The following is a 17,632-nucleotide window of genomic DNA, read 5'->3' as shown; positions in this document are numbered from 1 at the left end:
CCCTCAGGGAGCCGTCTCTGACAGTCGGCGGTCCTCCAGGGCGGCGTAGACCATGGTGCGGGTCAGCGTGCGATAGTGCTGGCGCTGGTCGGCCGAGGAGGTCTGCATCATCAAGAGCGCGAAGAACCCCTCTACGGGGTCGACCCAGAAGTACGTGCCTCCGACACCGCTCCAGAACCAGTCGCCGACATTGCCGGGGAACGGCGCCTCCCCCGCCGCGAGGCGGACCGCCACGCCCAGCCCGAAGCCGTAGCCCGGCCCCGGCGGATAGTAGGCGGCCTTCACGATCGCCGCCCCGAGATGATCCGAGGTCATGAGCCGCACACTGGCCGGCGCGAGGACGCGGACGCCGGCGAGACTGCCGCCGGCGAGAAGCATGCGCAGGAAGCGGGCGCAGTCCGCCGTGCTCGATACGAGGCCGCCATTGCCCCTCTGGCCGCGCCGCGGCTGCGCGGGATCGTGGAAGACAGGGCGCTGCCCCGGTGCCTGTGGCAGCGGCTGCGCGACGCGCGATCCCATCGCGGCCGCGATCTGGAACAGGGTGTCGGTCATGCCGAGCGGCTCGAGCACGGTCGCGTCGAGAACCCGCTGCAGATCCGCGCCGCCGGCGATTTCCAGAACGCGGCCGAGGACATCGGTGGCGTGCGAGTAGTGCCACACCGTGCCGGGCTCGTGCTCCAGCGGCAGGCGGGCGATCCGGTCGGCGAAAGCCGCATTGTCGAGATCCTGGGTGAGCAGGCCATCGGCCGCGTAGGCCCGCCGCGCCGGCCCGTCCCCGAGATAGCCGTAGGCGATTCCGGCGGTGTGGCGCAGGAGATCCTGAACGGTGGGGCCGGCCTTGGCGGCCCTCAGGCCACCGTCCGGATCGAGCACCGAGAGGTGCTCGAAGGCGGGGATGAACGCCGCCACGGGCTGATCGAGGCGCAGGGCGCCGCGCTCGGCGAGCACCATGGCCGCGGCGGAGACGACGACTTTGGTCATCGAGTAGATGCGCCACAGCGCGTCCGGCCCGAGGGGCGCGCGCGCGACGGGGTCGCGGTACCCGACGGTGCGTCGCCAGATCGCGCCGTCCGTGCCGCCGATGAGGAGGTCGGCCCCGGCGATCGCGCCGCTGTCGGCATCGGTCGCCAGGCGGTCGCCCAGGCGATCGAGGTGACGGGAGGAGAAGGCTGGCGCAGTCCGCATGGCACCGATGTAGCCCGCGCCGCCGCGCCCGCATCGCTGCGGCCGCGAATGGCCGGACGGTCCCACGACCGTCCCTCCGGGGCCGGCCCTCCTCTACGCGGCGTCGAAGGCGGGGTCACCGTAGGGGTAGTAGTCGCCGAGCCTGAGATTCTCGTAAGGGAGGGCGTCGAGATGCACCGTCCCGAGGAACGGCTCGGGCGGCTCGACGAGCAGGATCGTCCGGGCGTAGCCGCCGTCGTCGAACCCCCGGCGGAAATGGACGCGCGACTTGATCGCCACCACGTCGAAGTCTCCGGGCTCGAGACCGAGGCCCCAGAGCTCCGCCGGCTCCATGATCTGAACGAGGTGGGGGCTGAGGACGAGGACGTTGCCGCGGCCGAAGGCCACGCAGATCCAGATGCCGCCGCCTCGGCCGGTCGTCGCGCCGACGACCCCGCACACCGTCCCGGTGACGCGGACCGGCCGACCGGCGGAGGGCTCCACCGCGCCGTCTCCGGGGCCGCCGACCTCCGCGTCGAAGGGATCGCCGACCGTCACGCCGCCGGCCAGCAGCCGGTCCACCACCGTCGGCGCGGCGATCGTGGCGATCAGCGCGCGCTCCAGCCCCTGCGCGAGCAGCTCCGCCAGGAGCCAGGTCGCACGGCCCGAACGGTCGCTGTAATCGGCAAGCACCACCGGCGTCTCGCGGGCGCGGACGGCTCGCGCCGCCCGAGCGACGCCGTCCCGCATCGTGAGGATCGCGGCGCGCGACACCAAGGCCGCGCGGTGCCGCCACGTCCAGGATGCCATGTCCCGGGCGACGCGGTCGGCGAGATCCGGATCACCGTTCGTCAGGACCTGAACCGCCATGCCGGCGTCCGGGACGTCCGACCAGGGGAAGCCGAAGAACACGTTGACAAAGACGTCGGGCTCCCGCGCCTCCCAGATGAGCGCGCGCTGCACGAGGTCGGACCAGGGCGCGGCGCCGGTCCACATCACCACCGTCGGCGCGATGATCGGGACGGCGCGGGTCCGGTGCGCCGGCCGGTAGAGGCCGCGGATCGTCCGCACCAGCATCCGCGCGGCGCGCTGACCCTGCAGATGCATGTCGTAGTGCGGGAAGTACTTCACCGCGAAGGCCATGTCGGCGTGGCGGAGGAACTCCGCATCCTCGTTGCCGTGCGGGTCGAAGGTCGCCGCGATCGGGATGCCCGCGCCCACGACCGACCGCACCCGTCGCGCGATCTCGGCCTCGGGGCGCGGCACGCCGCGCACGGCCATGGCCCCGTGCAGGGCCAGGTAGACCCCGTCGACCGGTGCCTCCGCCCGCAGCTCCGCCAGCATCGCGCCGAGGAAGTGCTCGAACGCCTCGCGCGTCACCCAGCCCGAGCCGATGCCGGTGCGCGGCCAGAGCGGCGAGGCGAGGCCGACGAGGTCGATTCCCCCGTATTCCCGGGCGACCTGAACGAAGCCGCCCATGTACCCCTTCGGATCGGTGGCCAGCAGCGCCTCGCCGCGCGCGGGGGAGCCCGGGTAGATGAAGTCCGCCAGGGTCGTGTCGTTCGGCAGGAACGTCACGGTCTCATGGGTGAACTGGAATACGGCGATGCGCATCGGCTTCGGTGTCCTCGGGGCGCTCCCCGCCGGGGAGACGCGGCGGCCGGGCGACGGGGGGCGCGCCCACGCAAGGACCGGGCGCGGTCCTAGGCCGGCCGGACGTCGTAGAATTGCGGGAAGCCGTTGCGCACGCCCGTCAGCCCCCGATAGGCGGTCGCCTCGTAATAGGCGCCGAGCGGGAGGTACGGCACGTCGATGAAGAACTGTCGCTGGATCTCGGTGCAGATCGCCTTCTGCGCCGCGGGATCGGGCGCGGTGAACCACGCGGCGCGCAGTTCCTCGAGACGGGGCGCGCGGGGCCATCCGAACCAGGCCTGATCGCCGTTGCCGCGGATGCCGAGCTGGCCGGCGGGATCGAAGTTGTTGGTGCCGTTCAGGTAGGTGACGAAGGTGCTCCAGCCGCCCTTGTCCGGGGGCTGGCGGCTCGACCGGCGCTGCACCAGGGTCCCCCAGTCCATCGCGACGAGGTCCACGGCCAGCCCGCATTTCTGGAAGGCTTCGGCCGCGACGAGGGCCAGGGGATGGGTGGCCGGATAGTCGGTCGGATCGAGCATGACGACGCGCTCGCCGCGGTAGCCGGCCTCCGCCAGGGCGCGCTTGACCGCGGCGAAGTCGCGGGCGCCCACCAGCACGTCGGTGCCCGCGCGCGTCGCCATCGGCGCTTCGGGGCTGAAGACGCCGACATGGTCCTTCCACAGGGCGCGCTCGTCGCCCGCGACCGCGCTCATGAACTCGGTCTGGTCGACGGCGCCGAGCAGCGCCCGGCGGATCGCCGGATTGTCGAAGGGCGGATGCAGGTGGTTGAAGCGCAGGCAGCCGATGCCGCCTGCCGGATCGAGCACCTCCAACCGGATTCCCGATCTGCTCCTGAGCAGACCCTGCAGGTCCGGCGTCGGGTTCTGCCACCAGTCGACCTCGCCGGCCGCCAGCGCGCTCGCGGCGGTGGAGGCGTCGGGCACGATCCGCCACTCGATCCGGTCGAAATGGGCCCGCTTCGGTCCGGCGGTGAAGCTCGCCGCGCCGTCCGGGCGGGGCACGTAGCCGTCGAAGCGCTCGTAGACGGTGAGCGCCCCCGGGACGCGTTCGTCCGCCTTGAAGCGGAACGGGCCGGAGCCGACCATCTCGGTGACCTGCGTGTTCGGGTCGGTCTTCGCCAGGCGCTCCGGCATGATGCAGGGCATCGAGGTGCCGGTCTTGCCCAGAGCCGCGGGCAGCAGCGGGAACGGCCGCTTGAGGCGGAACTGCACGACGTGGTCGGAGGTCGCGGCGAGTTCGTCGGTGGCGTCGATCAGCGCCCGGCCGAAGGCATCGCGGGCGGCGAAGCGGCGCACGCTCGCCACCACGTCGCGCGCCAGCACCGGCTCGCCGTCGTGGAAGCGCAGGCCCTCGCGCAGGGTGAGGCGCCAGAGGCGGCCATCCGCCTCGACCGCGTGACCCTCGACCATCTGCGGATGGAAGTCGTAGCCCGCGGTCTGGCCGTAGAGGGTGTCGAAGACGAGGTAGCCGTGGTTGCGCGTCACGGTGGCCGTCGTCCAGATCGGGTCGATCACCGCGACGTCGCTTTCCGGGATGAAACGCAGGACCTTGGCGGGCTGCGCGACCGCGGGGCGCGCGACCGCGGCGGCGGCCAGGGCGGCGAGGACCTCGCGGCGCCTCATGGACGGGCGCTCGTGCGTGATGCCATCGAAGATCCTGCGCCCGTCACCCTGATCGCGTCGCATGGTGCCCGCGGACAGGCGGCGAGGCAAATGAGGGCGCCGCGCGCGACACCGCGGGCGGACGCGCCGGAGGGGGCGGTGTCTCGAGCCGCCGCAGGATGGCCGCGTTCGCTGCCCTAGGTGAGGCCCGAGAGACGGCCTGCGCCTCAGGACCGCGAGGAACCCGCCATGATCACGCTCTACACTTGGTCGACCCCGAACGGCCGCAAGATCCCGATCATGTTGGAGGAGTGCGACCTGCCCTACACAGTCGTGACGGTGAACATCGGCAAGGGCGAGCAGTTCAAACCCGACTTCCTCAAGGTGTCGCCGAACAACAAGATCCCGGCTATCGTCGACGATGAGGCTGCGGGTGGGCCGCTCTCCGTCTTCGAGAGCGGTGCGATTCTCACGTACCTCGCCGAGAAGACGGGGCGTTTCCTCGCGCCCTCCGGACCCGCGCGCTACAAGGCCCTGGAATGGCTGCACTGGCAGGTCGGCGGACTCGGTCCGATGCTCGGACAGCTCGGTTACTTCGCGGTGCGCGCCGACGAGAAGGCGCCGCTGGCCATCAAGCGCTTCACCGACGAGGCTGACCGGCTGCTGCGGGTGATGAACGCGCGCCTCGGCGAAGGGCCCTATCTCGCGGGCGCGGACTACTCGATCGCCGACATCGCCTGCTATGCCTGGACGCTGCTGGCCACGTCGTTGCTGAAGGAGCCGCTCGAGGACACGCTCGGCACGGTCCCGAACGTGCGCGCCTGGCTGGACCGGGTCGGTGAGCGTCCGGCGGTCCAGCGCGGTATGGCGGTGCCGCGGACCTGACGCCGACAGGCGCCGGCGCGAGCCACGGGGAGCGGGCCGCCGCGGCAGGTKGCCGGGGTGGCTCGCTCAGCGGCCNGTTTGAGAGGCTTTGTCCCTAGTACGAGAGGACCGGGATGAACGTACCTCTGGTGGAGCTGTTGTCGCGCCAGCGGCAGTGCAGCATAGCTACGTACGGACGGGATAACCGCTGAAGGCATCTAAGCGGGAAACCCCCCTTAAAACGAGACCTCCCTTGAGGGCCGTGGAAGACGACCACGTCGATAGGCCGGGGGTGCAAGCGCGGCGACGCGTTGAGCCGACCGGTACTAATCGCCCGATTGGCTTGATCGCTCTCGTGATCCGTGTCCGGATGTGACCGGCAGCCGCAAGGCTGGCGAAGCAGACGATGCGGTTGCAAAACAGACCAGAGGCCGTCCTCGCCAAAGCGCGACGACCGCCACCACATGCTTGCCGAACCGGACACCCGCCGTCGCAGCACCCTGCGAAGGCCCGTCCGAAAAGACTTGCGATGCGCCGGTCTGGTGGCCTGAGCGGCGTGCCCAGAACCCGATCCCATCTCGAACTCGGCCGTTAAACACGCCAGCGCCCATGGTACTGTGTCTCAAGACACGGGAGAGTCGGTCGCCGCCAGACCCGCACATCGCAAGCAACAGCCCCTCACCACGTACACCGATCCGGCCCCCGGACATACCGCCCAAGCTCACCAGAGCCGGCGCATCCGGGCCAGCCGCACACACTTGCGGATCATCCGCACACACTTGGCGCGGGGTGGAGCAGCCCGGTAGCTCGTCAGGCTCATAACCTGAAGGTCACAGGTTCAAATCCTGTCCCCGCAACCAAAGACTGTGTCTCAAGACACGGGAGAGTCGGTCGCCGCCAGACCCGCACATCGCAAGCAACAGCCCCTCACCACGTACACCGATCCGGCCCCCGGACATACCGCCCAAGCTCACCAGAGCCGGCGCATCCGGGCCAGCCGCACACACTTGCGGATCATCCGCACACACTTGGCGCGGGGTGGAGCAGCCCGGTAGCTCGTCAGGCTCATAACCTGAAGGTCACAGGTTCAAATCCTGTCCCCGCAACCAAATCCCGACACACGAAACCCGCCGCGCCCACAAGCGCGGCGGGTTTCGCGTTTGTCCGGCCACGGACCGAGCCCGGACGCCTGAACCGGTTCGCCGTCAGGTTGCGCCTCCGTACCATTGTCGGTCCGCTTCCAGACCCTCCGTCGCGCACCGCCAAGGTGCGACCGCCGGAAAGCGTCGCTGAGGTTGTCCTATCGGCCTTGAGGTATCGGCCGGCCACGCTTTCCGAATGCACAATCGATGGGCAGAAATGGCCTCGAAAGCTCTATAGCTGGCATTGCAGCGCGCCTTCGGCTGTAGAGTGCAGGCCTCGCCCGATCGCAGGGATAAACTGGCAATATCGATTGTGCACAAGCGAGACTTTGACAGGCATTGCTCCTTGAGGTTGAGCGATCAAGATCACTCTTCTTACGCTATTTGGGATCGTATACCCCAATTCCGAATTTAAGACTTGACCATTCTTCCGAATGCGATTGTATCAGGCGTCCGAATCGCGACGCAGTGCTTGCGTTCTGGCGAGTTTCGTCATCACGAGAAGGCAACGCACGAGACATGGCCCAGTCGAACGGCGACTCCCTCCGCTTCGTCACGCTCGCCTCCGAGATCGTCTCGGCCTATGTGAGCCACAATCACGTGCAGAGCGCGGATCTGCCCGGCCTCCTCAACGAGGTACACGCGGCGATCCGGGGGATCTGCGACGCCGGCCAGAGCCAGCCGATCGCCAAGGCGACCGCGCAGGAGATCCGGCGCTCGATCAATCCGGACTTCCTGATCTCGTTCGAGGACGGGAAGCCCTACAAGACGCTGCGCCGGCACCTCACCCTGCGCGGCCTGACGCCGGAGGCCTACCGCGCCAAGTGGGGTCTCGCCTCGGATTACCCGATGACGGCCCAGAGCTACTCCGAGCAGCGCTCGCAGCTCGCCCGCTCCCTGGGCCTCGGGCAGCCGCGCGCCGCAGCGCCGGAACCCGAGGCCGAGCCCGCGCCGCAGCCCGCGCCGCAACCTGCCGGGAAGCGGCGGACCCGCAGCAAGGAAGCCGTCTGACGGCGACACGCCCCGCTCGCAGCGAAGGTGTCGTCGACCTGCCGCAATCGGCCTCGATAGCGTGAGGCCGCACGGTGCGCCTGCCTTCTCTCGGCCTGGACGGCGCGCCCGCCCAGACGCCGGAGCCCTGCATGCTGACCCGCCTCACCCTGCCCGCCCTCGTCGCAGCCCTGCTGGCCGCCAGCCCGGCCGCGGCGCAGATGGCGCGGACGGAGACCCGGGAGCCCGCGAAGGACGGCACCGCGAAGGTCGTGCCGCTCAGCAAGGCCGACGTGCAGCTCTCCTTCGCCCCCGTGGTGAAGCGGGCCGCGCCCTCGGTGGTGAACGTCTACGCCTCCCACGTGGACAAGCGCTCCAGCGCGCGCACCAGCGCCATGGAGGAGTTCATGCGCCGCTTCTTCGGCGAGGCGGAGGGCGGCCGCGGCCCCCGGGGTGACCGCGCGCAGCGCTCCCTGGGCTCGGGCGTCCTGGTCGATGCCGACGGGCTCGTCATCACCAACAACCACGTCATCGACAACATGAACGAGGTCCGGATCGCCCTGGCGGATCGCCGCGAGTTCGAGGCCGCGATCGTGATGCGCGACACCCGCACCGACCTCGCGGTGCTCAAGATCAAGGAGCCGCCGAAGGGCCTCGTCCCGATGCCGTTCGGCGATGCCGACGCCCTGGAGGTCGGCGACTTCGTGATGGCGATCGGCAACCCGTTCGGCGTCGGCCAGACGGTGACGCAGGGCATCGTCTCGGCGCTGGCGCGCACGCAGGTCGGCTCGGCGGACTACCAGTACTTCATCCAGACCGACGCGGCGATCAACCCGGGCAATTCCGGCGGCGCGCTGGTGGACCTGCGCGGCCAGCTCGTCGGCATCAACACCGCGATCTACTCGCAGTCGGGCGGCAGCCACGGCATCGGCTTCGCGATCCCGGTGGGCATGGTCAAGGCGGTGGTCGACGCCGCCCGCGACGGGGCGAGCGTGGTGCGCCGGCCCTGGCTCGGGGCGCGGATCCAGAGCGTGACCCCCGACATCGCCGACAGCATGGGTCTCGACCACCCGACCGGCGTGCTGGTGGCGAGCCTGCAGCCCAAGAGCCCGGCCGAGGAGGCGGGCCTGAAGCGCGGCGACCTGATCCTCACGGTCGATGGCCAGGAGGTGGCCGACCCGGAGGCCTTCGGCTACCGCTTCGCCCTGAAGGGCGTGCAGGGCCACGCCCGGTTCGGGATCCTGCGCGGCACGGCCCGGCAGACGGTCTCGGTCAAGCTCGCGCCGGCACCCGAGACGCGCCCGCGGGACGCGCTCAAGGTGAAGACCCGCTCGCCGTTCGTCGGCGCGACCCTGGTCAACACCTCGCCGGCGGTGGCCGAGGAGATGCAGGTGGACTTCCCGGCCGAGGGCGTGGCCGTGCAGGCGGTGGACGAGAACTCCATCGCGGCCCGGGTCGGGCTGCAGAAGGGCGACGTGATCGTGGCGGTCAACGGCGTGCCGATGGCGACCACCAAGGATCTCGACCGGGTCACCCGCAACAGCCTCAATTCCTGGGAGGTCGCGATCAACCGCAACGGCGAGATCCTGACCTCGGTGTTCGGCGGCTGATCCCGTCCGGGGGCGCCAGGTCCGGGGGCGCCAAGTCCGTGGCCGTGGGCAAGCCCCGGCTCCCGGCTTGCGCCCCCGGCCGCGCCCGGTGTTGATGCGCGGATGTCCGACCTGTTCGCCTCCGCGAAGCCTCCCGCCGCGCCGGATCCCGGCCGCGCCCCCGGTCTCGAGGCCGCCCGCCCGCTGGCGGACCGGCTGCGCCCGCAGACCCTCGCCGAGGTCGTCGGCCAGGAGCACCTGACCGGGGAGGGCGGGGCGCTCACGCGCCTCCTGCGGGGCCGGACGCTCGGCTCGCTGATCTTCTGGGGGCCGCCCGGCACCGGCAAGACCACGGTGGCGCGGCTGCTCGCCCAGGGCACCGACCTGCATTTCGAGCAGATCTCGGCGATCTTCTCGGGCGTGCCCGACCTGCGGAAGGTGTTCGAGGCCGCGCGCAAGCGGCGGGCGACCGGGCAGGGGACCCTGCTGTTCGTCGACGAGATCCACCGGTTCAACCGGGCGCAGCTCGACGCCTTCCTGCCGGTGATGGAGGACGGGACCGTCACGCTGGTGGGCGCGACGACGGAGAACCCCTCCTTCGAGCTGAACGCCGCGCTCCTGTCCCGCGCCCGGGTGCTGCTGTTCCGGGCGCTCGACCCGGGGGCGATCGCCCGGCTGCTGGTCCGGGCCGAGGCGCTGACGGGCCAGGCCCTGCCGCTCACCGAGGAGGCACGCGGGGTGCTGGTCCGCATGGCCGACGGCGACGGTCGCGCGGCCCTGACCCTGGCGGAGGAGGTCTGGCGCTCGGCCCGGCCCGGCGAGACCCTCGACGCCGAGGCGCTGCAGGAGATCGTGCAGCGGCGCGCGCCGATCTACGACAAGGCGCAGGAGGGCCACTACAACCTGATCTCGGCGCTCCACAAGACCGTGCGCGGCTCGGATCCGGACGCGGCGCTCTACTATCTCTGCCGGATGCTCGATGCCGGCGAGGACCGGCTGTTCATCGCCCGCCGGCTGGTGCGCATGGCGGTGGAGGATATCGGGCTCGCCGACCCGCAGGCTTTGGTGGTGGCCAACGCCGCCAAGGACGCGTTCGACTTCCTCGGCAGCCCCGAGGGTGAGCTGGCCCTCGCCCAGGCGGCTATCTACCTCGCCTGCGCGCCGAAATCGAACGCCGTCTACACCGCCTACAAGGCCGCGACGCGGCTGGCCAAGGAGGCGGGCTCCCTGCCGCCGCCGCGGACCATCCTGAACGCGCCGACCAAGCTGATGAAGCGGATCGGCTACGGCGAGGGCTACCGCTACGACCACGACGAGCCCGACGCCTTCTCGGGCCAGGATTACTGGCCCGACGCGCTGGGGCGCCAGCATCTCTACGCGCCCACGGAGCGCGGCTACGAGTCCCGGCTCGCCGAGCGCCTCGACCGGTGGGAGGCCCTGCGGAAGGCGCGGCGCGGGGAGGGGTAGGCCGCCTCACAGATCGAGCGGCGCGTTGTCGATCACCTCCTTCATCACGAAGAAGGTCCGGGTCTGGCGCACCCCCGGCAGGCCGATCAGCGTGGCGCTGTGGAGGCGGTTGAAATCGGCCATGTCGGAGACCCGGATCTTCAGCATGTAGTCGAAGTCGCCGGCCACGAGGTGGCAGTCGAGGAGCGCGGGAATCGCCCGCACGGCGGCCTCGAACTCGGAGAAGCTCTCGGGCGTCGAGCGGTCGAGCACGACGCCGACGAAGACCAGGGTGCCGCGCCCGACCCGCATCGGGTCGATCAGCGCCCGGACCGCCCGCACGAACCCGTCCGCGAACAGGCGCTGGATCCGGCGATGGCAGGTGGCCGCGCTGGTGCCGACCCGCTCGGCGATCTCGGCATTCGCCATGCGCCCGTCCGTCTGGAGGAGGCGGAGGATCTTCTGGTCGATCCGGTCGAGCCCTGCAGACATGGACGATTCTTTCAGATACGGCGCGTGATACGGAATTCTGTGACGCCAGGACCCTCTTTGACGCAAGCCATCGGCTGTCCGAGGCGAAAGATCGAGAGCACCTTTCATCGGGGATCGGGTAGTTTTCCGTGCGCCTCGAAGACGGAGCCGGGCCTCGCGCCGGGCCGTCGCCGAGGCCTCGCTTCGACGCGCCCGGGCGGACCGAGACCGCTCCTGCCCCCGGCCGCGCCCCGAGACCCGGAGAGACCCGATGCTGGACAAGTTCGAGCGCTATCCCCTGACTTTCGGCCCGACGCCGATCGAGCCGCTCAAGCGCCTGACCGCGCATCTCGGCGGCGAGGTGGAGCTCTACGCCAAGCGCGAGGATTGCAATTCGGGCCTCGCCTACGGCGGCAACAAGCTGCGCAAGCTCGAGTACATCGTGCCGGACGCGATCAAGAGCGGCGCCGACACGCTGGTGTCGATCGGCGGCGTGCAGTCGAACCACACCCGCATGGTCGCGGCGGTCGCCGCCAAGATCGGGATGAAGTGCCGGCTGATCCAGGAGGCCTGGGTGCCCCACGAGGACGCCGTCTACGACCGGGTCGGCAACATCCTCCTGTCGCGGATCATGGGCGCGCAGACGCAGCTCGTGGATGACGGGTTCGATATCGGCATCCGCGATTCGTGGAAGCGGGCGCTCGCCGAGGTCGAGGCCGAGGGCGGCAAGCCCTACGCGATCCCGGCCGGCGCCTCGGTGCACAAGTACGGCGGGCTCGGCTATGTCGGCTTCGCCGAGGAGGTGCGCAGGCAGGAGGCCGAGATGGGCCTGCGCTTCGACTACGTGGTGGTCTGCACGGTGACCGGATCGACCCATGCCGGCATGCTGGTGGGCTTCTCGGCCGACGGGCGCGCCCGCAACGTCATCGGCATCGACGCTTCCTGCACCCCGGCCCAGACCAAGGCCCAGGTCCTCGACATCGCCCAGAACACCGCCGCCCTGGTCGGCGCCGGCGACATCGTGGCCGACGACGTGGTTCTCAACGAGGATTACGCCTACCCGGTCTACGGCGTGCCCTCCAAGGAGACCGTGGAGGCGATCCGCCTCTCGGCCCGGCTCGAGGGGATGATCACCGACCCGGTCTACGAGGGGAAGTCGATGCAGGGCATGATCGACCTCGTGAAGAAGGGCTTCTTCCCGAAGGGCTCGAAGGTGCTCTACGCCCATCTCGGCGGCGCGCCGGCGCTGAACGGCTACAGCTACACGTTCCGCAACGGCTGAGGCGGAATCGGAAGGCCGGCCCGGCCTCTCCCATCCACCCGCCCTCATCCTGAGGTGCGGCAAAGCCGCCTCGAAGGCGCCCTCCTTCGAGGCCCGCGCTGCGCTCCGGCGCCTCAGGATGAGGTCGCGCGTGGCGATGTCGGCAGGCGACCGCATCGTCCCGCCCTATATGGCGGCCTGCGCCAGCAACGGCGCGGAACCCGCACCGGAGAGGGCAGGGATGATCGCACCGGCACGCGCGCTGCTCCTGACGGCCCTGCTCGCCCTGGGCGCGCCCGCCGCGCGCTCCGCCTCGGGACCGGCCGTCGAGGCCGAGAACGGGATGGTGGTGTCGTCCCAGCGCCTCGCCTCGCAGGTGGGTGCCGACATCCTGAGGGCCGGCGGCAACGCCGTCGACGCCGCGGTGGCGGTGGCCTACGCCGAGGCGGTGGTGAACCCGTGCTGCGGCAATCTCGGCGGCGGCGGCTTCCTGGTGCTCCACAGCGCCGACGGGCGCAGCCGCTTCGTCAATTTCCGCGAGACCGCCCCGGCGGCCGCCACCCGGGACATGTATCTCGACGCCGCCGGCAACGTCGTGAAGGGCGCGAGCCTGCGCGGCTGGAAGGCGGCCGGCGTGCCCGGCACGGTGCTCGGCCTCAACACCGCGCTCGCCCGATACGGGGCCCTGCCGCTGGCGCAGGTGATGGCGCCGGCGATCGCGCTCGCCCGCGACGGGTTCGTGCTGACCCGGGGCGACACCGACATCCTCGAATCCGGCACCAAGCTGTTCGCCGCCCATGCGAACGTCGCCCGGATCTTCCTGCGCCCGGACGGCAGTCCCTGGCGGCCCGGGGACCGGCTGGTCCAGGCCGACCTCGCCCGCACCCTCCAGGCCATCGCCGAGCACGGCGCGGACGCGTTCTACCGGGGCGCGATCCCGGCAGCCGTGGAGGCGGCCTCCCGGGCGGGCGGCGGCCTGCTGACGGCGTCCGACTTCGCCGCCTACACGGTGACGCAGTCCGAACCGCTGACCTGCCGCTACCGGGGCGCGACGATCCTGTCGGCCCCCCCGCCCTCGTCGGGCGGCACCACGCTCTGCGAGATCCTCAACATCCTCGACGGCTACGACCTGCGGGCGGCGGGGTTCAACTCGGCCCGGACGGTGCACCTGATGGTCGAGGCGATGCGGCGCGCCTACGCTGACCGCAACCTGCTGCTCGGCGACCCGGCCTTCGTGGAGAACCCGGTGGAAAGGCTGCTGTCGCCGGCCTACGCGGAGACGCTCCGGGCCTCGATCCGCCCGGACCGGGCGACCCCGTCGGTGGAGATCCGCCCGGATCCCGGCCCGGAGGCGCGGGAACGGCCCGAGACCACCCACATCTCGGTGATGGACAGGGCCGGCAACGCGGCATCGCTGACCTACACGATCAACGGCTATTTCGGCGCCGGGGTGATCGCCGGCGACACGGGGTTCTTCCTCAACGACGAGATGGACGACTTCACGGTCAAGACCGGGGTGCCGAACCTGTTCGGCCTCGTGCAGGGGACCAAGAACGCGATCCAGCCGGGCAAGCGCCCGCTCTCGTCCATGGCGCCGACGATCGTGCTGCGCGACGGCAAGGTCGCGATGGTGGCGGGCTCGCCGGGGGGCTCGCGGATCATCACGATCAACGCGCAGACGCTGATCAACATTCTGGATTTCGGCATGGAGCCGCAGGAGGCGGTGGACGCTCCGCGCATCCATCACCAGTGGCTGCCCGACACGGTCTACGCCGAGCCCTTCGCGCTCTCGGCGGACACGCAGGCGATCCTCAGGGGCATGGGCCACACGCTCGTCGAGCAGAAGCCCTGGGGGGCGCAGGAGCTCATCGCGGTCCGGGCCGCGGCGCCCGCCTTGCCGGAGTCCGCGTCGTCGGGCAACGACGCCTCGCGCACGGAGCGCATGCGGCCGGGCCTGCTCTACGGCGCCAACGACAACCGCCGGCCGGCGGGCGCGGCGGTGGGGGAGTAGGGGGCGGGCGGCTTGCTCCGGACAACCCCGTCGTCCCGGGCACGCCGGCCCTCGTCCGGGAGGGCAGGGTGGGGTGGGGCAGGGCGCAGCGTACCCGGCGATCGCGAGACCGGGGGTTCAGCCCTCTTCCGCCTCCCGCGCCACCGCGCGGAACCCGATGTCGCGCCTGCAGAAACCCTCCGGCCAGTCGATCCGGGCCACCGCCGCGTAGGCGCGGGCCTTGGCGTCCGTGACGCTGTCGCCGACGGCCGTCACCGCCAGGACCCGGCCGCCATCGGCCAGCAGCTGCCCGTCCTCGGCGCGGGTGCCGGCCTGGAACACGTGGACCCCGTCGCCCTCGGCCGCGTCGACGCCCCGGATCACCGAGCCCCGGACCACGGCGCCCGGATAGCCCGCCGCCGCCATCACCACGGTGAGGGCCGCCCGGTGGGGATCGAATTCCAGGCTCACGCCGGAGAGGTCGCCCTCGCAGGCCGAGAGCAGGGCCGGCACGAGGTCGGAGGCGAGGCGCGGCATCAGCACCTGCGCCTCGGGGTCGCCGAAGCGGGTGTTGTACTCGATCAGCTTGGGGCCGTCGGCGGTGAGCATGAGGCCGGCGTACAGGATGCCGGTGAACGGGCAGCCGCGGGCCCGCATGCCGGCGAGCGTCGGCGCGATGATCTCGGCCATGACCCGGGCCTCGATCTCCGGGGTGACCACCCGGGCCGGGGAATAGGCGCCCATGCCGCCGGTGTTGGGCCCGCGGTCGCCGTCGAAGACCCGCTTGTGGTCCTGGGCGGTGCCGAGGGAGATCGCCCGCGTGCCGTCGCAGAGGGCGAAGAAGCTCGCCTCCTCGCCGAACAGGCACTCCTCGACCACCACCTCGGCGCCGGGCTCGGCGAAGAGGCCGGTCAGCGCGTCCTCGGCCTGGTCGACCGTCTCGGCCACGGTGACGCCCTTGCCGGCGGCGAGGCCGTCGGCCTTCACGACGATCGGGGCGCCCTGCTGGCGGACATAGGCCAGCGCCGGCTCCAGTTCGGTGAAGCGCGCGAAGGCGGCCGTCGGGATGTTGCAGGCGGCGCAGAGATCCTTGGTGAAGCCCTTCGAGCCCTCGAGACGGGCGGCGTCGCGGGTCGGCCCGAAGGCGCGGATCCCGGCAGCCTTCAGGTCGTCCACCAGGCCGGCGACGAGGGGCGCCTCGGGTCCGACCACCACGAGGCCGATCGACTCCGCCGCGCAGAAGGCGGCGACGGCCGCGTGGTCCGTGACCTTGAGGTCCGGTCGGTTGGTCCCGTGGCGGGCCGTGCCGGGATTGCCCGGCGCCGTGAACAGGCGGGTGCAGAGCGGGCTCTGGGCCAGTCGCCAGGCCAGGGCGTGCTCGCGGCCGCCGGAGCCGATCAGCAGGATATTCATGCGCACGCCACCATGGGCCCAGCTTGTGGGGGAAGCGTGCCCGCGGGAAAAGGTTTTTTTCGGGCTTTCCCCGCTCTGCGCGGATATCCCGGCGGCGCGGAGGCCGCTGTCAGCAGCCGGTGCAGACGCTCGTGTTGAGGCCGCCGCCCCGCCGCACGATCCCGTTGCGACCGATATGGCGGCCCCGGTACACATCCCCGCGGACGCCCCGATAGGGCAGGTAGGGCCCGTAGGAATCGGCCTGGACGTTGCGCTGGATCGTCTGGTTCAGCGTGTTGAAGTCCGAGACCCGCTGCTGGTTGAGCGACCGGATCTGGCCCTGCAGGGCGAACGAGGCGTTGGCGGCATTCGGGTCGTTCTGCTGCACCTGCGCCCAGGCGGAGCCCGCCGGGAGAGCCAGCGCCAGGGTGAGGAGCGCGCGGGACGCGGCACGCATGGGTCCCTCCGTGCGAGATTCGTGCGGTCTTCGGATACGATTGCCCGAAGTCGACGCGCCAGGATCGGTCCGGGTTCCCGGGCGCGTCAACCCGGCACGACGGGGGACTTCGTCTCCGGCAGGGCCTCGACGCGCTCGGGATCCAGCCCGGTATGGGCCTGGACCAGCGGGTGCGGGGTCAGGGCCAGCCACTGCGTCAGGGAGATGTCGGCGTAGCGCGGGCTCTTGAACATCTCCAGGAAGGTCAGGGTCGTGTCGCCGGTATTCTCGATATAGTGCCCCATGGCGAAGGGCACGTAGCCGACGTCGCCGGCCCGGTAGTCGAAGGTCCGGGCCTTCGATTCCGAGCCGAACACCGTCATCCGGCCCTGGCCGGAGAGGTAGTACTGCCACTCGTCGCCGTTCGGGTGCCAGTGCAACTCGCGCAGCCCTCCGGGCTCGACCTCGACCAGCGCCGCCGCGATCGTGACGGAGGCCGGGAACACCGTGGAATCGGTGATGCGCACGCTGCCGCCCCGGGTGCGGACCGGCTCCTGCGCCAGCATACGGTGGCTGAAGGTCTTCGGCACCGGCCCGGAACCGCCCATCCTGTCGGCGGCGAGCGGGCCGGGCGTCGGACCGGGGAAGATGTAGAGCTCCGTCTCGGGAATCTTCGCAAAGGCGCTCTCGGGCAGGCCGAAATTCTTGGCGAGCACGTCCCGGGGCGTGTGCGCCAGCCAGTCGGTCAGCAGGAAGGTGGAATCCTCCGAGAAGCCGCCGTCGTCGAACACGAGCAGGAACTCGCAGCCGTCGACCCCGTCGGCGGCGAGCCCCTGGATCGAGTGCGGGATGCCGCCCGGGAAGTACCAGAGGTCGCCCGCGCCGACATCGTCCGCGAAGGTGCGCCCGTCCTGGTCGACCGCGGTGATCCGGGCCCTGCCCTTGATCATGTAGGCCCACTCGGATTCCTTGTGCCAGTGCATCTCGCGGACCGCGCCGGCCTTGAGCCGCATGTTGACCCCGGCCATGGCCTTGGAGACCGGCAGCTCGCGGATCGTGGTCTGGCGCGCCCAGCCACCCTCCTCCAGCCGCATGTGGCTGTCCGCGAAGGACCATTTCAGGTTCGGCATCGTGCCGTGGTCGGTGGCGGGCGGCGCCAGGGTAAAGGGCTCCTCGGCGGCGCGGGGCCGGTTCTGCGGGCCCAGGATGTCGGCGCCCTTGCCGCCGCGCTCGGGGCGGGGCGCGGCCGGCCCGGCAGATTGCGCCGCGGCGGATGACGCCACCATCGCGCCGCCGGCGGCTGCGATGACGGCGCGCCTGGAGATCTCGGTCATCGTGGATCGGTCCCTGAGTCGGTGGCAGGAGAACCGGTCGCGTGCTCGGAGGATCCGCGGGCGGGCCGCACTGTGCGCTGCGGCATCTCGCCCGGAGCCCGCGCGCGGTCTATGCATTGAATACGGCGCACTGGATACGGCACCGCGCGCGTCCCGGCCGGGCGCCGAGGCGGCGGTTCAGGCGCGGCGCGACCCGAGGGCGAGGATGGCGGACCGGGACAGTTCAGCCGCGGACGGAACCGTCCCGCCCGCCCGCGGCCGCCGCCGCTNTGGCGGGCCTCGGCGCCCTCGGATACCGC

General features: G+C 71.2%; 13 protein-coding genes, 2 tRNA genes, 1 rRNA gene and 1 other annotated feature. Of the genes, 9 read left to right on the top strand and 7 right to left on the bottom strand.

The features are described from left to right. Positions 1 to 3: 3 nt before the first annotated feature. From MMR14E_RS28100 to MMR14E_RS28090, 3 genes are all read right to left on the bottom strand, one after another. Positions 4 to 1,185, bottom strand: coding sequence for a serine hydrolase domain-containing protein (locus MMR14E_RS28100; RefSeq protein ID WP_331318877.1), 1,182 nt, complete (start codon positions 1,183 to 1,185; stop codon positions 4 to 6). A gap of 93 nt (positions 1,186 to 1,278) precedes the next feature. Then, positions 1,279 to 2,778, bottom strand: a complete 1,500-nt coding sequence (locus tag MMR14E_RS28095) for a M81 family metallopeptidase (protein WP_331318876.1) — start codon at positions 2,776 to 2,778, stop codon at positions 1,279 to 1,281. Positions 2,779 to 2,867: 89 nt separating this feature from the next. Then, positions 2,868 to 4,439, bottom strand: a complete 1,572-nt coding sequence (locus MMR14E_RS28090) for an ABC transporter substrate-binding protein (RefSeq protein WP_331318875.1) — start codon at positions 4,437 to 4,439, stop codon at positions 2,868 to 2,870. 228 nt (positions 4,440 to 4,667) lie between these two features. On the opposite strand from MMR14E_RS28090, the gene MMR14E_RS28085 reads away from it, so the two are divergent. The 7 genes from MMR14E_RS28085 to MMR14E_RS28055 all read left to right on the top strand — a co-directional run bounded on the left by MMR14E_RS28085 (position 4,668) and on the right by MMR14E_RS28055 (position 10,470). After that, entirely contained in the window at positions 4,668 to 5,303 is a 636-nt protein-coding gene (locus tag MMR14E_RS28085; protein WP_331318874.1) for a glutathione S-transferase family protein, read from the top strand. 69 nt (positions 5,304 to 5,372) lie between these two features. Beyond that, positions 5,373 to 5,620 (top strand) — a sequence feature (23S ribosomal RNA rRNA prediction is too short). A 200-nt stretch (positions 5,621 to 5,820) separates the two neighbouring features. Continuing rightward, a 5S ribosomal RNA gene (gene rrf, locus MMR14E_RS28080) occupies positions 5,821 to 5,936 on the top strand. Positions 5,937 to 6,065: 129 nt separating this feature from the next. Then, positions 6,066 to 6,142 (top strand) — tRNA-Met (locus tag MMR14E_RS28075). A 172-nt stretch (positions 6,143 to 6,314) separates the two neighbouring features. After that, positions 6,315 to 6,391: transfer RNA gene (locus MMR14E_RS28070), tRNA-Met, on the top strand. Positions 6,392 to 6,943: 552 nt separating this feature from the next. After that, positions 6,944 to 7,435, top strand: coding sequence for a MucR family transcriptional regulator (locus tag MMR14E_RS28065; RefSeq protein ID WP_331318873.1), 492 nt, complete (start codon positions 6,944 to 6,946; stop codon positions 7,433 to 7,435). 131 nt (positions 7,436 to 7,566) lie between these two features. Then, a complete protein-coding gene (locus MMR14E_RS28060; RefSeq protein ID WP_331318872.1) occupies positions 7,567 to 9,024 on the top strand; it encodes a Do family serine endopeptidase in 1,458 nt (485 codons plus the stop codon). Between the two features lie 102 nt (positions 9,025 to 9,126). Continuing rightward, positions 9,127 to 10,470, top strand: coding sequence for a replication-associated recombination protein A (locus tag MMR14E_RS28055; RefSeq protein ID WP_331318871.1), 1,344 nt, complete (start codon positions 9,127 to 9,129; stop codon positions 10,468 to 10,470). 6 nt (positions 10,471 to 10,476) lie between these two features. Here MMR14E_RS28055 and MMR14E_RS28050 read toward each other — a convergent pair whose 3' ends face one another. Beyond that, positions 10,477 to 10,941, bottom strand: coding sequence for an Lrp/AsnC family transcriptional regulator (locus tag MMR14E_RS28050; protein ID WP_020095546.1), 465 nt, complete (start codon positions 10,939 to 10,941; stop codon positions 10,477 to 10,479). Between the two features lie 250 nt (positions 10,942 to 11,191). Between MMR14E_RS28050 and MMR14E_RS28045 the strand changes: the two genes are divergently transcribed. Continuing rightward, the gene (locus MMR14E_RS28045; RefSeq protein ID WP_331318870.1) at positions 11,192 to 12,202 is read left to right on the top strand and encodes a 1-aminocyclopropane-1-carboxylate deaminase; all 1,011 of its coding nucleotides are present in this window, start codon (positions 11,192 to 11,194) and stop codon (positions 12,200 to 12,202) included. 220 nt (positions 12,203 to 12,422) lie between these two features. Next, a complete protein-coding gene (gene ggt, locus MMR14E_RS28040) occupies positions 12,423 to 14,192 on the top strand; it encodes a gamma-glutamyltransferase (protein WP_331318869.1) in 1,770 nt (589 codons plus the stop codon). A gap of 117 nt (positions 14,193 to 14,309) precedes the next feature. Here ggt and purD read toward each other — a convergent pair whose 3' ends face one another. The 3 genes from purD to MMR14E_RS28025 all read right to left on the bottom strand — a co-directional run bounded on the left by purD (position 14,310) and on the right by MMR14E_RS28025 (position 17,333). Beyond that, a complete protein-coding gene (gene purD, locus MMR14E_RS28035) occupies positions 14,310 to 15,584 on the bottom strand; it encodes a phosphoribosylamine--glycine ligase (RefSeq protein WP_331318868.1) in 1,275 nt (424 codons plus the stop codon). Positions 15,585 to 15,693: 109 nt separating this feature from the next. Then, positions 15,694 to 16,020 carry a hypothetical protein gene (locus MMR14E_RS28030; RefSeq protein ID WP_331318867.1) on the bottom strand — a complete coding sequence of 109 codons (327 nt, stop codon included), beginning with the start codon at positions 16,018 to 16,020 and terminating at the stop codon, positions 15,694 to 15,696. An 86-nt stretch (positions 16,021 to 16,106) separates the two neighbouring features. Next, positions 16,107 to 17,333 (bottom strand): oxalate decarboxylase family bicupin, encoded by a 1,227-nt coding sequence (locus MMR14E_RS28025; protein WP_331318866.1) that lies wholly within the window; start codon positions 17,331 to 17,333, stop codon positions 16,107 to 16,109. Positions 17,334 to 17,632: the final 299 nt, after the last annotated feature.

Source organism: Methylobacterium mesophilicum (assembly GCF_036441335.1).
GTDB lineage: Bacteria > Pseudomonadota > Alphaproteobacteria > Rhizobiales > Beijerinckiaceae > Methylobacterium > Methylobacterium mesophilicum_B.
This window is presented reverse-complemented; position numbering and strand designations above follow the sequence as displayed.